The sequence below is a fragment of the Pseudomonas sp. LBUM1656 genome (assembly GCF_059716065.1).
Genome location: NZ_CP166800.1, coordinates 1 through 14,641, shown reverse-complemented (window position 1 = coordinate 14,641; position 14,641 = coordinate 1). Strand labels below are relative to the sequence as shown.

Genomic DNA, 14,641 nt, shown 5'->3' with positions numbered 1-14,641 from the left:
AAGGGAGTGACTGGATGAAAATCATCATCCTCGGCGCAGGACAGGTCGGCGGTTCGCTGGCAGAACATCTGGCCAGCGAGGCTAACGACATAACCGTGGTCGACACCGACAGCGAACGCCTGCGCGACCTCGGCGATCGGCTGGACATCCGCACCGTGCAGGGCCGCGGCTCACTGCCGACGGTGCTGCGTCAGGCCGGCGCGGATGACGCCGACATGCTGGTGGCCGTGACCAACAGCGACGAAACCAACATGGTCGCCTGTCAGGTCGCCCACACCCTGTTCCACACCCCGACCAAGATCGCCCGGGTCCGCGAAGCCGCGTACCTGACGCGTTCCGAGTTGTTCGATAACGAAGCGATTCCGGTGGACGTGCTGATCAGCCCGGAACAAGTGGTGACCAATTACATCAAGCGCCTGATCCAGCATCCGGGCGCGTTGCAAGTAATCGACTTCGCCGAAGGCAAAGCGCAATTGGTGGCGGTGAAGGCGTACTACGGCGGGCCGCTGGTGGGTCAGCAACTGCGCCAATTGCGTGAACACATGCCCAACGTTGAAACCCGTGTCGCCGCGATTTTCCGCCGTGATCGGCCGATCCTGCCCCAGGGCGATACGGTGATCGAGGCCGACGACGAAGTGTTTTTCATCGCCGCCAAAGCGAATATTCGCGCGGTGATGAGCGAGATGCGCCGCCTGGATGAAACCTACAAGCGCATCGTCATCGCCGGTGGCGGGCAGATCGGTGAGCGTCTGGCCGAGGCGATCGAAAGCCGTTATCAAGTGAAGATCATCGAGATGAACCCGGCCCGCTGCCGCCATCTCTCGGACACCCTCGACAGCACCGTGGTGTTGCAGGGCAGTGCCTCCGACCGCGACTTGCTGATGGAAGAGAACATCGCGGACGCGGATATCTTCCTGGCCCTGACCAACGATGACGAAGCCAACATCATGTCTTCGTTGCTGGCCAAGCGCCTGGGCGCGAAGAAAGTGATGACGATCATCAACAATCCGGCTTACGTGGATTTGATCCAGGGCGGCGATATCGACATCGCTATCAGCCCGCAACTGGCGACCATCGGCACGCTGCTGGCCCACGTTCGGCGTGGCGACATCGTCAGCGTGCACTCATTGCGGCGCGGCGCGGCGGAGGCCATCGAGGCAATTGCCCATGGTGATGAGAAGTCGAGCAAGGTGATTGGCAAGGCCATCGAGAACATCGGTTTGCCGCCGGGCACGACGATTGGCGCAATCATTCGTGATGAGGAAGTGATCATTGCGCATGACAACACGGTGATCGCGGCGGGGGACCATGTGATTCTGTTCCTTGTGGATAAAAAGCATATTCGGGATGTGGAGAAGTTGTTCCATGTGGGTCTCAGCTTCTTCTGATCTCGCTACCAGATCATTCCCACGCTCTGCGTGGGAATGCCTCAACGGACGCTCCGCGTTCGGCTTTGGATGGGACGCAGAGCGTCCCGGGCTGCATTCCCACGCAGAGCGTGGGAACGATCACTCCTCAACAAGGAATCCACCGATGCTCGAATCCCTGGAAAAAATGCTCGCCAAGGGTGTGGATAACTCACTGCTGCGCTTTGGCCTCGGCAAGGGCTATCTGGACCTTGGGGACAACGCCAAAGCTGCCGAGCATTTCCAGCGCTGCGTCGAATTCGACCCAAAGTATTCGGCCGCCTGGAAGCTGTTAGGCAAGGCCCGTCTGGCGCTGGCAGACTTTGCGGCTGCGCGTCAGGCGTGGGAGCAGGGCCTGGAAGCCGCCCGCGCGCATGGCGACAAGCAAGCAGAGAAGGAAATGACGGTGTTTCTGAAGAAGCTAGAGCGCCAGGCGCACTGATCAGAGGTAGCGCAGGCCAATGCCGTCGGCATCCACCAACACCACTTCCATGCGCACTCGCGGCGCGCCTGTGGGTAAGTCCTGCACCTGTCCATAAACCACCGCGCCTTCAGGCAACGACGACAAGCCCGGGTGCTTGACGTAGACGCCCGTGGCCGACAGGTTGCGGGTCTGGCCGAGGCATTCGCCGAAGCTTTCGTGCGTGATCTTGATGCGAAACGATTTGCGGTGTTCGGACATCTTTTGCGCCCTTGTATGAACCGTTGTGGATAACCCTGGGTTCAAGGTTATCCACAGATCATGCCAATCAACTCAATACCAACGCTCTTCACCCGGCGGCCGCTTCTTGAAGCGCTTCATGCTCCACATGTACTGGCTCGGATAGGCCCGCACATACCGCTCGACCACTTGGCTCATCGCCGCGCAAGACGTCTCGGTATCGATGCTGTACATGGCCTCTGGCGCGGCTTCGAGGATCACTTTGTACCCAGAGCCGTCCGGCAGCCGCAGCGCGTGCAGGAACACGCCGACCGCTTTGCCGCCCGCCAGCATGTTTGGCACAAACTTGCTGGTCAGGGCCTGGGTGGCGAAGAACGGCACGAAGATCCCGGCGGATTCGGACGGTTCCGGGTCAGCGGGAATGCCCACTGCACCACCTTTGCGCACTTCCTTGATGACGCTGAGGATGCCTTCCTTGGTAGAAGCTGCCACCCGGTTACCCAATTGCACACGCTGTTTGCGCAGCAAATCATCCACAGCCTTCAGCTTTGGCGGACGGTAAAAAATGATCGGTTTGCACTGGTTGCAATAGAAGTGGTTCAACACTTCCCAGTTGCCCAGGTGGCTGGTGATGCCGACCACGCCTTTGCCGGAGGCGAGGGCGTCTTTCAATACATCGAGCCCTTCGACTTCACGCACCAGGTCGATGGAACGCTGGGCAGGCCAGATCCAGGCGCAGGCGCTTTCGGTCAGGGACTTGCCGATGTCTTTCAGGCTCTGACCGACCAGACGCTCGCGTTCAGCCGGGTCCATTTCGGGGAAGCACTTGGCGAGGTTGATCCGCACCACATCGCGGGAACGGTTGGGGGTTTTCCACATGACCCAGCCGATGGCCGAGCCCACAGCTTGCACTGCCCGCCACGGGAGCAGGGCAAACAGCCGCAGAGCGCCTACCAGCAAGGCGCCTTTAAACTTATCCACAGGTCACTCCTGATCTTGTGCTGTGCGCGAGGCGGCCATTCTAACCGCCGTTGGCAAGCTGAGCGTAGCGGTCGCAGTCTTGCGTGTGGTCCATGACCATGCCCGAGGCCTGCATCAGCGCGTAGCAAATGGTCGGTCCGACGAACGTGAAGCCGGCCTTTTTCAGGCCTTTGCTCATCTCCACCGCGACCGGCGTGACCGCCGGAACCTCGGTACGATCCTTGAAATGATTGATCACAGGCGTGCCGCCAACGAAGGACCAAAGGAATGCCACCGGATCCTCCAGCGCCAGCCAGGCCTGGGCGTTGCGACGGGCCGCATTGAGTTTGAGCCGATTGCGAATGATCCCTGGATCGAGCATCAATTCATCGATTTCCGCGTCGCTCATCTGCGCCACCCGTTGGACGTCGAAGCCGAACAATACCTCGCGATATCGCTCACGTTTACGCAGCACGGTGATCCAGGAAAGGCCGGCCTGGAACCCTTCGAGCAAAAGCAACTCGAACAATCCCTGCGCATCGCGTAGCGGCGTGCCCCACTCCTGATCGTGATAAGCCATGTACAGCGGATCTTCGGAACACCAAAAGCAGCGTGGCATAAGGCTCCAGGGGGCGTGCGCAGGACCGAATCGGGTATACTCCCGCTCTTTAAATCGCAGCCCAAGAAACAGGTGAATTTCGTGAGCCAGCCTACGCCAGCCGTGCGTACCTTCCAAGACTTGATCCTCGCCCTCCAGCAATACTGGGCCGAGCAAGGTTGTGTGGTACTTCAGCCCTACGATATGGAAGTAGGCGCCGGCACTTTCCACACCGCTACATTCCTGCGCGCCATTGGCCCGGAAACCTGGAACGCCGCTTATGTGCAGCCCAGTCGTCGCCCGACTGACGGCCGCTACGGCGAAAACCCGAACCGTCTGCAGCACTACTACCAGTTTCAGGTAGTCCTGAAGCCGAACCCGGACAACTTTCAGGAACTGTACCTGGGCTCCCTCAAGCATGTCGGCCTGGACCCGCTGGTCCACGACATTCGCTTCGTCGAAGACAACTGGGAATCGCCGACACTGGGCGCCTGGGGTCTGGGCTGGGAAGTCTGGCTCAACGGCATGGAAGTGACGCAGTTCACTTACTTCCAGCAAGCGGGCGGCATCGAGTGCTACCCGGTGACCGGCGAGATCACCTACGGTCTCGAGCGTCTGGCCATGTACCTGCAAGGCGTGGACTCGGTTTACGACCTGGTCTGGGCTGACGGCCCGATGGGCAAGGTCACCTACGGCGACGTGTTCCACCAGAACGAAGTGGAGCAGTCGACCTACAACTTCGAACACGCCAACGTCGAGAAGCTGTTCGAACTGTTCGACTTCTACGAAAGCGAAGCCAAGCGCCTGATCGAACTTGACCAGCCGCTGCCGTTGCCGAGCTACGAAATGGTGTTGAAGGCCTCCCATACCTTCAACCTGCTGGATGCACGCCGGGCGATTTCGGTGACTGCGCGTCAGCAATACATCCTGCGTGTGCGCACCCTGGCGCGTTCCGTTGCGCAAGCCTACCTGCTGGCTCGCGCCAAGCTGGGCTTCCCGATGGCGACCCCGGACCTGCGTGATGAAGTACTGGCCAAGCTGGAGGCTGCACAATGAGTGCTCAAGATTTTCTGGTTGAACTGGGCACCGAAGAACTGCCACCCAAAGCCCTGAACACGTTGGCCGATGCGTTCCTGGCCGGTATCGACAAGGGCCTGCAAGCCGCTGGCCTGAACTACGAGACCAAAACCGTCTACGCCGCGCCACGTCGCCTGGCGGTGCTGATCACTTCGCTGGCTACCCAGCAACCTGATCGCAGCATCAACCTCGATGGCCCGCCACGTCAGGCCGCGTTCGACGCCGAAGGCAACCCGACTCAAGCGGCATTGGGTTTCGCCAAGAAGTGCGGCGTCGACCTGAGCGAAATCGATCAGAGCGGCCCGAAACTGCGCTACAGCCAAAGCATCGCCGGCAAGCCGACTGCGAGCCTGCTGCCGACCATCGTCGAAGATTCGCTGAACGACCTACCCATCCCGAAGCGCATGCGCTGGGGTGCTCGCAAGGAAGAATTCGTTCGTCCGACCCAGTGGCTGGTGATGCTGCTCGGTGACCAGGTCATCGATTGCACGATCCTCGCCCAGAAGTCTGGTCGCGACTCCCGTGGTCACCGCTTCCATCACCCGCAAAGCGTGCGCATCACCTCGCCGGCCAATTACTTGTCCGACCTGCGTGCCGCCTACGTGCTGGCCGATGCCAATGAGCGTCGCGCGCTGATCAGCAAGCGCACCGAAGAACTGGCGACCTTGCAGGAAGGCACCGCAATCGTGCCGCCAGCCCTGCTCGATGAAGTGACCGCGCTGGTTGAATGGCCGGTGCCGCTGGTGTGCTCGTTCGAGGAACGCTTCCTCGACGTGCCGCAAGAAGCCTTGATCACCACCATGCAGGACAACCAGAAGTACTTCTGCCTGCTGGATGCCGACGGCAAGTTGCTGCCACGTTTCATTACCGTGGCCAACATCGAAAGCAAAGACCCGCAGCAAATCATCGCCGGTAACGAGAAAGTGGTTCGCCCACGCCTGACCGACGCCGAGTTCTTCTTCAAGCAAGACAAGAAGCAGAAACTCGAAGACTTCAACCTGCGCCTGCAGAACGTGGTGTTCCAGGAAAAACTCGGCAGCGTCTACGACAAGGCCGAGCGCGTTTCCAAACTCGCCGCGTTCATCGCGCAACGCATTGGCGGCAACGCAGCCTGGGCTTCCCGTGCCGGCCTGCTGTCCAAGTGCGACCTGGCGACTGAGATGGTCGGTGAGTTCCCGGAGATGCAAGGCGTCGCCGGTTACTACTACGCCCTCAATGACGGCGAGCCGGAAGAAGTCGCCCTGGCACTCAACGAGCAGTACATGCCGCGCGGTGCCGGCGCTGAATTGCCGACCACCCTGACCGGTGCGGCCGTGGCCATCGCCGACAAGCTCGACACGCTGGTGGGCATTTTCGGCATCGGCATGTTGCCTACCGGCAGCAAAGACCCGTATGCCCTGCGCCGTGCTGCCCTCGGCGTCTTGCGCATCCTGATCGACAAGAAGCTCGACCTCGACCTGAACGACGCCGTGGCGTTTGCCGTGAATGCGTTCGGTGCCAAAGTGAAGGCTGCCGGCCTGAACGATTCGGTGCTGGAGTTCATCTTCGACCGTCTGCGTGCCCGTTATGAAGATGAAGGCGTGGATGTCGGGACTTACCTGTCCGTCCGTGCCCTGAAGCCGGGTTCGGCGCTCGACTTCGATCAGCGTGTACAAGCGGTAGAAGCGTTCCGCAAACTGCCGGAAGCCGCTGCCCTGGCCGCAGTGAACAAGCGCGTTTCGAACTTGCTGAGCAAGGTCGAAGGCTCCGTTCCGTCGGTCGTGGAAGCCAAGTACTTCGACAACGCGAACGAGTTCTCCCTGTACTCGGCGATCCAGCAGGCTGACCAGGCTGTCCAGCCGATGGCCGCTGCGCGTCAGTACAGCGAATCGCTGGCACGTCTGGCTGCCTTGCGCGAGCCGGTGGATGCGTTCTTCGAAGCGGTAATGGTCAACGCGGAAGACGCCAAGGTGCGCGCCAACCGTTATGCGTTGCTGGCGCGCTTGCGTGGACTGTTCCTCGGCGTCGCCGATATTTCGATGCTGGGCTGAGGGGCTGCTGTTGAAACTGCTGATTCTCGATCGCGACGGGGTGATCAATTACGACTCCGACGCTTACATCAAGTCGGTGGAGGAGTGGATTCCGCTCCCCGGTTCGATCGAAGCCATCGCGCAGTTGAGCAAGGCCGGCTGGACGGTGGCGGTCGCCACCAACCAGTCGGGCATCGCTCGCGGCTATTACGACATCGCCACCCTGGACGCCATGCACGAGCGTTTGCGCTCGCTGGTGGCGGAGCAGGGCGGCGAGGTCGGGCTGATCGTCTACTGCCCGCACGGGCCGGACGACGGTTGCGATTGCCGCAAGCCAAAACCCGGGATGTTGAAAACCATCGCCGCGCATTACAACGTGTCGCTGACTGATTTATGGTTCGTCGGCGACAGTCTTGGTGACCTGGACGCCGCAAAAGCCGTCGATTCTCAGCCAGTTTTAGTAAGGACCGGGAAAGGCGAAAAGACTTTGGGCAAGACCCTACCGGCAGGCACCTTGATATTTGACGATCTGGCGGCGATTGCCGCAGAACTTATCCACAATTAGAGTGCTTCGATTGTTCCGGTTATGGATTGATCGGAAGTGCGCTTTATATAGACGGGCAGAGCCCGCACGGTAAACGTCACCATGTCGATACTGCAGGCCATCAGAACGTTCCTCTTTTATCTGTTGCTGGGCACCAGCTCTTTGCTTTGGTGCAGCCTGAGCTTTTTTATCGCACCGTTCCTGCCCTTCAAGGCGCGCTATCGCTTCATCAATGTGTATTGGTGCCGCTGCGCCTTGTGGCTGAGCAAAGTGTTCCTGGGCATCAGCTACGAAGTGAAGGGCGCCGAGAACGTCCCGGACCAGCCTTGCGTGATTCAGTCGAACCACCAGAGCACGTGGGAGACCTTCTTTCTCTCTGCCTACTTCGAGCCGTTGAGCCAGGTGCTCAAGCGCTCATTGCTGTTTGTGCCGTTCTTCGGCTGGGCCATGGCCATGCTGCGACCGATCGCCATCGACCGCGACAATCCGAAAGCCGCGCTCAAGCATGTGGCGAAGAAAGGCGATGAACTGCTGAAGGATGGCGTCTGGGTGCTGATCTTCCCCGAAGGAACTCGCGTTCCTTATGGCACCATCGGCAAGTTCTCACGCGGTGGCACCGCGTTGGCGGTCAACGCCGCACTTCCAGTGCTGCCGATTGCGCACAATGCCGGCAAGTTCTGGCCGAAAACCGGTTGGGCGAAGAAGCAGGGTGTCATCACCGTAATCATTGGAGAGCCGATGTACGCCGTGGGCACTGGGCCGCGCGCCATTGCCGATCTGAATGATCGGGTGCAGAGCTGGAACGAGCAGATGCAACGGGAAATGGGGTCTATTCCGCCCGCTCCGCAAGCGCCGACTGCCAGTGATCAGATAGCTGTCTGAGATTCTGTGGATAACCTGTGTACCATTTTGCTGAAAACTAACGTTTTTTGATTTTATCTTTATGATTTATATACATATTTCTTAAACTCATAAAACTCGGGAAATGGTGCATAAGTTTTTTTCGGGCGCAAAAAAACCGGCTGATATAGCCGGTTTTTTTATGCCTCGGATTTGCTGTGTTTCATGCGTTGAACAACAGCGGGTTCAACTGCTTCAGTGCTAATACACGAACAATAAAAAAGGCCAACGCTGAGCGTTGGCCTTTTTCGTTTGGCAGGTCCGCTGGATCAGAAGTCCAGGTTGGAAACCGCCAAGGCGTTGCTTTCGATGAAGTCACGGCGAGGTTCGACCGCATCACCCATCAGGGTGTTGAAGATCTGGTCTGCGCCAATGGCGTCTTCGATGGTCACTTTGAGCATCCGGCGCTGGCTTGGGTCCATGGTGGTTTCCCACAGCTGATCCGGGTTCATTTCGCCCAGACCTTTGTATCGCTGGATGGTGTGACGCTTGGTGCTTTCAGCCATCAGCCATTCAAGGGCTTCCTTGAACTCGGTGACCGGCTTCTTGCGCTCGCCACGCTGGATGTACGCGCCGTCATCCAGCAAGGTGCTCAGTTGAGCGCCCAGAGATACGACGGTCTTGTAATCGTTGCTGCCGAAGAAATCGCGGTTGAAGGTGACGTAGTTCGACAGGCCGTGGGAGATCAGTTCGACCTCTGGCAGCCAGACGTTACGTTCACGGTCTTCACGCAGGCTGGCTTTGTAGACCAGGCCAGACTTCTCGACGGTGCGCAGGCGGACTTCGTACTGGGCCATCCAGGCCTGCATAGCTGCGTGATCGGACAATTGCTCCAGGCTGACAGCCGGCAGGTAGATGAAGTGCTCGGTCAGTTCCTGTGGGTACAGGCGCGACAGACGCTTGAGGGTCTTCATCACCAGGCGGAAGTCATTCACCAGACGCTCAAGCGCTTCACCGGAGATACCCGGGGCTTCTTCGTTCAGGTGCAGGCTCGCGTCTTCCAGGGCCGACTGCGTCATGTACTCTTCCATGGCGTCGTCGTCTTTGATGTATTGCTCTTGCTTGCCTTTCTTGACCTTGTACAGCGGTGGCTGAGCGATGTAGATGTAGCCGCGCTCGATCAGCTCCGGCAGCTGACGGAAGAAGAAGGTCAGCAGCAGGGTACGGATGTGCGAACCGTCGACGTCAGCATCGGTCATGATGATGATGTTGTGATAACGCAGCTTGTCGATGTTGTACTCGTCGCGGCCGATGCCGCAGCCCAGCGCGGTGATCAAGGTGCCCACTTCCTGGGAAGAGATCATCTTGTCGAAGCGCGCCTTCTCGACGTTCAGGATCTTGCCCTTAAGCGGCAGGATGGCCTGGGTGCGGCGGTTACGTCCCTGCTTGGCGGAGCCGCCAGCAGAGTCACCTTCCACGAGGTACAGTTCGGAGAGGGCAGGGTCTTTCTCCTGGCAGTCAGCCAGTTTGCCCGGCAGGCCGGCGATATCCAGCGCGCCTTTGCGTCGGGTCATCTCACGGGCTTTACGCGCCGCTTCACGAGCACGGGCCGCGTCGATCATCTTGCCGACGACCAGTTTGGCCTCGTTCGGGTTTTCCAGCAGGAAGTCGGAGAAGTACTTGCCCATTTCCTGTTCGACCGCGGTCTTCACTTCCGAAGAGACCAGCTTGTCTTTGGTTTGGGAGCTGAACTTCGGATCCGGTACTTTTACCGATATGATCGCGGTCAGGCCTTCACGGGCATCGTCACCGGTGGTGGCGACTTTATGCTTCTTCGCCAGACCTTCTGCTTCGATGTAGGTGTTCAGGTTACGCGTCAGTGCGGAACGGAAACCCACCAAGTGAGTACCGCCGTCGCGCTGCGGAATGTTGTTGGTGAAGCACAACAGGTTCTCGTTGAAGCTGTCGTTCCACTGCAGAGCGATTTCCACGCCGATGCCGTCTTCGCGCTGGATGTTGAAGTGGAACACCTGGTTGACCGGAGTCTTGTTGGTGTTCAGGTACTCAACGAACGCACGCAGACCACCTTCGTACTTGAACAGCTCTTCCTTGCCGCTGCGTTCATCCTTGAGGACGATGCCGACACCGGAGTTGAGGAAGGACAGTTCACGAATCCGCTTGGCCAGGATGTCCCAGCTGAAGTGGATGTTCTTGAAGGTCAGGTCAGACGGTTTGAAGTGGATCTGGGTGCCGGTGGTTTCGCTCTCACCGACGATTTTCATCGGCTCTTTCGGAACACCGTGGATGTAGGTCTGTTCCCAGATCTTGCCACTGCGGCGAACGGTCAGGACCAGCTCCTCGGACAGGGCGTTAACAACCGATACACCTACACCGTGCAGACCGCCGGATACTTTGTAGGAGTTGTCGTCGAACTTACCGCCGGCGTGCAGCACGGTCATGATGACCTCGGCTGCCGAAACGCCTTCTTCTTTGTGCACGTCGACCGGGATGCCACGACCGTTGTCGCGAACGGTGATGGATTCATCCGGGTGGATGATGATGCTGATGTCGTCGCAGTGGCCAGCGAGCGCTTCATCGATGGAGTTGTCGACTACCTCGAAGACCATGTGGTGCAGACCGCTGCCATCGTCGGTGTCACCAATGTACATACCGGGACGTTTGCGTACGGCATCCAGGCCTTTCAGCACTTTAATGCTCGTTGAGTCGTAGGTATTCGTATTTTCTTCGCTCAATGCCTTCACTCCCGATGGTCGTGGGTCTGGGTGATACGGCCCTGTTCCACGTGGAACAGAGCGACTGGCGTTTCCGTCTGCCAGCCTTCCCTCAATAATTCGTGATCTACACAGGTGATGAACACCTGGCAGCGTAAGTCTTCCAGCAAGCGGCAAAGCGCACGACGGTGGTGCTCGTCCAGTTCGGACGGCAGGTCATCCACCAGATAAATACACTGGCCGCGTCGGGCCTGGCTCACCAAGTGCCCTTGGGCAATCCGCAATGCACAGACCACCAACTTCTGCTGTCCACGGGACAAGATGTCCGCGGCGTTATGTGCGCCCAATCTAAGACGCAAATCAGCACGTTGTGGTCCGGCCTGGGTATGACCCATTTGCTGATCCCGCTGAAGGGATCCGGCGAGCACTGCACTTAGTTCGCGGTCCTTGTCCCAACCACGGTAATAGCTAAGCGTTAAGCCCTCGAGCTCAACCAGTTCGCTCAAGGTCTGTTCAAAGACTGGTTTCAAGGCTTTGATGTAAGCGCGGCGGTATTCATCTATTTCAGCGCTGGCCTGGCACAGTTCCCTGTCCCAAACCGCTTGCGAAACGGCGTCAAGTGTACCATGACGCAGCCAAGAGTTTCTCTGGCGCAGGGCCTTCTGCAAGCGTTGCCACGTGGACATAAATCGCGGTTCCACGTGGAACACACCCCAGTCCAGAAACTGCCGACGAATCTTCGGCGCGCCTTCCAGCAAGCGGAAGCTGTCCGGGTTAATCAGCTGAAGCGGCAGGATCTCTGCCAGTTGCGCCGCACTGCGAGCATTCTGGCCGTCGATGCGAATCTGGAACTCGCCCTGACGGTCGCGAGATATCCCCAATGCGCTGTGACCACCTTCCGCCAATTCAACCTGCCCAAACACCGTGCATGCCAATTGCTCGTACTGAATGACGGGCAACAGACGGGTGCTACGAAACGAACGGGCAAGCCCCAGCAGGTGAATGGCTTCCAGAACACTGGTTTTGCCGCTGCCGTTGGCGCCGTAAAGAATATTGATTCGGGGGGAGGGGGAGATGGTCACCGGGTGCAGATTGCGCACCGCGGTGACCGAGACGCGACTTAAGGACATCTAGCTTCTGCTGAGCATGATTACAGACGCATCGGCATAACAACGTAGGCCGAGTCGTCGTTGTCGGACTCTTGCACCAGTGCGCTGCTGTTGGAGTCGGACAGGATCAGGCGAACCTGCTCGGTGGTCATTACACCCAGCACGTCGAGCAGATAGCTCACGTTGAAGCCGATTTCCAGATTGCCGCCGTTGTACTCAACGCCCACTTCTTCTTCCGCTTCTTCCTGCTCCGGGTTGTTCGCCTGGATCTTCAATTGACCGTTAGCCAATTGCAAACGGATGCCGCGGTATTTCTCGTTGGACAGAATCGCTGTGCGGCTGAAGGCTTCACGCAGCGCCTGACGATCACCGAGCACCAACTTGTCGCCGCCTTTGGGCAGGACGCGCTCGTAATCCGGGAACTTGCCGTCGACCAGTTTCGAAGTGAAGGTGAATTCGCCAGTGGTCGCACGGATGTGATGCTGACCCAGCACGATGCTGACGATGCCGTCTGGCTCAGTCAGCAGGCGCGCCAGCTCAAGGATACCCTTGCGCGGCACGATGACCTGATGGCGATCCGGCTGACCGATATCGGCCTTCATCGAGCACATGGCCAGACGGTGACCGTCAGTGGCCACTGCGCGGATGATGCCTTCGGAAACTTCCAGCAACATGCCGTTGAGGTAGTAACGCACGTCCTGCTGGGCCATGGCGAAGCTGGTGCGTTCGATCAGGCGACGCAGTTTGCTCTGCTCCAGGCTGCACGTCAGCGAGCCAGGGCCTTCTTCGACCGTCGGGAAATCATTGGCCGGCAGGGTCGACAGGGTGAAGCGGCTACGGCCAGCCTTCACCACAAGCTTCTGCTCGTCGACCTTGATGTCGATCAGCGCGTCGTTCGGCAAGCTCTTGCAGATGTCCATCAGCTTGCGCGCAGGCACAGTGATGGAACCCGGGTCCGCGGGCTCTTCGAGTTGCACACGACCGACCAGCTCGACTTCCAGGTCGGTACCGGTCAGCGACAACTGCTGGCCATCGACAACCAGCAGCACGTTGGAGAGCACCGGCAAGGTCTGTCGGCGCTCGACGACGCCTGCGACCAGTTGCAGGGGTTTCAACAGGGCTTCGCGTTGAATGGTGAAATGCATGGTCTAGTCCCTTGCCTTAATAAGCTGCGCTGGTGTTCATCAAGTGGTCAGTGTACGCAGCAGGTTCTTGTAGTCCTCGCGGATGTCCGCGTCGGATTCCTTAAGTTCGTTGATCTTGCGGCAGGCGTGCAAAACGGTGGTGTGATCCCGGCCGCCAAACACATCGCCAATTTCCGGCAGACTGTGGTTAGTCAACTCTTTGGACAACGCCATTGCAACCTGACGCGGACGTGCGACCGAGCGTGAACGACGCTTGGACAGCAGATCGGAGATCTTGATCTTGTAGTACTCAGCGACCGTGCGCTGAATGTTATCCACAGAGACCAGTTTGTCTTGCAGCGCCAACAGGTCTTTCAGGGATTCGCGAATCAACTCGATGGTGATGTCGCGGCCCATGAAGTGCGAGTGGGCGATCACGCGTTTGAGCGCGCCTTCCAGCTCACGGACGTTGGAGCGAATACGCTGGGCAATGAAGAACGCCGCATCGTGTGGCAGATCGACTTTGGCCTGGTCGGCCTTTTTCATCAGGATCGCTACGCGGGTTTCCAGCTCCGGCGGCTCGACGGCAACCGTCAGGCCCCAGCCGAAGCGGGATTTAAGGCGCTCTTCAAGGCCTTCGATTTCTTTCGGGTAGCGGTCACTGGTGAGAATGACCTGCTGGCCACCTTCAAGCAGGGCGTTGAAGGTATGGAAAAACTCTTCCTGGGAGCGCTCTTTACGGGCGAAGAACTGAATGTCATCGATCAGCAACGCATCCACCGAACGGTAGAAGCGCTTGAACTCGTTGATCGCGTTCAGCTGCAAGGCCTTGACCATGTCGGCCACGAACCGCTCCGAATGCAGATAAACGACCTTGGCATTCGGGTTCTTCTTTAATAGGTGGTTACCCACAGCATGCATCAAGTGGGTCTTACCCAGGCCGACACCGCCATAAAGGAAGAGCGGGTTGTAACCGTGCTTCGGGTTGTCCGCAACCTGCCAGGCCGCAGCTCGGGCCAGTTGGTTGGATTTACCCTCAACAAAGTTTTCGAAGGTGAAGGTCCGGTTCAGGTAACTGGTGTGCTTGAGCGCACCTTCAACCTGCACCGTACGCTGCTCGGCGCGAACCGGTGCCTGTTGAGAACTGGCGCCGGCCATGGGGTCGAAGCTGTCGCGAGACGGCTCTTCACTGACCTCGGCCATTTTTTGCGTCGCACGCTTGGTCGGTGTGCTCGCCGGGGCTGGCGCTGGAGCGCTGACAGGCGCTTGAGCGGCCTGAGCCTGGGAAGCAGCGGCGGCCAACGGTGCATTCGGTGCCGCACGCGGTGCCGAACTGCGTTTACTGCCTATTAATAAGGAGAGCGCAGGCGCCATGCCATTGCCATGCTCATCCAGCAGTTCTAGGACGCGGCCCAGATACTTTTCGTTGACCCAGTCGAGAACAAAACGATTCGGTGCGTAGACACGCAACTCGTCGCCTTCGGCTTCGACCTGTAGTGGACGGATCCAAGTGTTGAATTGTTGGGCAGGCAGCTCATCGCGCAAAAGCTCCACGCACTGCTGCCAAAGTTCCACTGACAC

At 58.8% G+C, this 14,641-nt stretch carries 13 protein-coding genes; 6 read left to right on the top strand and 7 right to left on the bottom strand.

What is annotated here, in order from left to right; translation table 11 throughout:
• Nucleotides 1-14 precede the first annotated feature (14 nt).
• Nucleotides 15-1,388 carry a Trk system potassium transporter TrkA gene (trkA, locus tag ACA072_RS00065; protein ID WP_497449569.1) on the top strand — a complete coding sequence of 458 codons (1,374 nt, stop codon included), beginning with the start codon at nucleotides 15-17 and terminating at the stop codon, nucleotides 1,386-1,388.
• Between the two features lie 145 nt (nucleotides 1,389-1,533).
• Nucleotides 1,534-1,848, top strand: a complete 315-nt coding sequence (locus tag ACA072_RS00060; RefSeq protein ID WP_497622285.1) for a tetratricopeptide repeat protein — start codon at nucleotides 1,534-1,536, stop codon at nucleotides 1,846-1,848.
• On the opposite strand, the gene ACA072_RS00055 is transcribed toward ACA072_RS00060, so the two are convergent.
• The 3 genes from ACA072_RS00055 to tag form a co-directional block, all read right to left on the bottom strand.
• Nucleotides 1,849-2,088: a PilZ domain-containing protein gene (locus tag ACA072_RS00055; protein ID WP_497622283.1), complete on the bottom strand. Its 240-nt coding sequence runs from the start codon at nucleotides 2,086-2,088 to the stop codon at nucleotides 1,849-1,851.
• A gap of 72 nt (nucleotides 2,089-2,160) precedes the next feature.
• A complete protein-coding gene (locus ACA072_RS00050; protein WP_497622281.1) occupies nucleotides 2,161-3,048 on the bottom strand; it encodes a lysophospholipid acyltransferase in 888 nt (295 codons plus the stop codon).
• Between the two features lie 40 nt (nucleotides 3,049-3,088).
• A complete protein-coding gene (gene tag / locus ACA072_RS00045) occupies nucleotides 3,089-3,646 on the bottom strand; it encodes a DNA-3-methyladenine glycosylase I (RefSeq protein ID WP_497622279.1) in 558 nt (185 codons plus the stop codon).
• 81 nt (nucleotides 3,647-3,727) lie between these two features.
• On the opposite strand from tag, the gene glyQ reads away from it, so the two are divergent.
• The 4 genes from glyQ (at nucleotide 3,728) to ACA072_RS00025 (ending at nucleotide 8,137) form a co-directional block, all read left to right on the top strand.
• On the top strand, nucleotides 3,728-4,681 hold the full coding sequence (gene glyQ / locus ACA072_RS00040) for a glycine--tRNA ligase subunit alpha (RefSeq protein WP_008155694.1): 954 nt from the start codon (nucleotides 3,728-3,730) through the stop codon (nucleotides 4,679-4,681).
• Nucleotides 4,678-6,732, top strand: coding sequence for a glycine--tRNA ligase subunit beta (glyS, locus tag ACA072_RS00035; RefSeq protein WP_497622277.1), 2,055 nt, complete (start codon nucleotides 4,678-4,680; stop codon nucleotides 6,730-6,732). The genes glyQ and glyS overlap by 4 nt, the downstream gene beginning before the upstream one ends.
• A gap of 4 nt (nucleotides 6,733-6,736) precedes the next feature.
• On the top strand, nucleotides 6,737-7,276 hold the full coding sequence (gene gmhB / locus ACA072_RS00030) for a D-glycero-beta-D-manno-heptose 1,7-bisphosphate 7-phosphatase (protein WP_497625057.1): 540 nt from the start codon (nucleotides 6,737-6,739) through the stop codon (nucleotides 7,274-7,276).
• 81 nt (nucleotides 7,277-7,357) lie between these two features.
• Nucleotides 7,358-8,137, top strand: a complete 780-nt coding sequence (locus tag ACA072_RS00025) for a lysophospholipid acyltransferase family protein (protein WP_497622275.1) — start codon at nucleotides 7,358-7,360, stop codon at nucleotides 8,135-8,137.
• Between the two features lie 287 nt (nucleotides 8,138-8,424).
• Here ACA072_RS00025 and gyrB read toward each other — a convergent pair whose 3' ends face one another.
• Genes gyrB through dnaA form a run of 4 tightly spaced genes read right to left on the bottom strand, consistent with a single transcriptional unit; the run spans nucleotide 8,425 to nucleotide 14,641 of the window.
• Nucleotides 8,425-10,848: a DNA topoisomerase (ATP-hydrolyzing) subunit B gene (gyrB, locus tag ACA072_RS00020; RefSeq protein WP_131059042.1), complete on the bottom strand. Its 2,424-nt coding sequence runs from the start codon at nucleotides 10,846-10,848 to the stop codon at nucleotides 8,425-8,427.
• A 5-nt stretch (nucleotides 10,849-10,853) separates the two neighbouring features.
• Nucleotides 10,854-11,957 carry a DNA replication/repair protein RecF gene (gene recF / locus ACA072_RS00015; RefSeq protein WP_131059041.1) on the bottom strand — a complete coding sequence of 368 codons (1,104 nt, stop codon included), beginning with the start codon at nucleotides 11,955-11,957 and terminating at the stop codon, nucleotides 10,854-10,856.
• A gap of 20 nt (nucleotides 11,958-11,977) precedes the next feature.
• On the bottom strand, nucleotides 11,978-13,081 hold the full coding sequence (gene dnaN / locus ACA072_RS00010; protein ID WP_497622274.1) for a DNA polymerase III subunit beta: 1,104 nt from the start codon (nucleotides 13,079-13,081) through the stop codon (nucleotides 11,978-11,980).
• Nucleotides 13,082-13,120: 39 nt separating this feature from the next.
• Entirely contained in the window at nucleotides 13,121-14,641 is a 1,521-nt protein-coding gene (gene dnaA, locus ACA072_RS00005; RefSeq protein WP_497622272.1) for a chromosomal replication initiator protein DnaA, read from the bottom strand.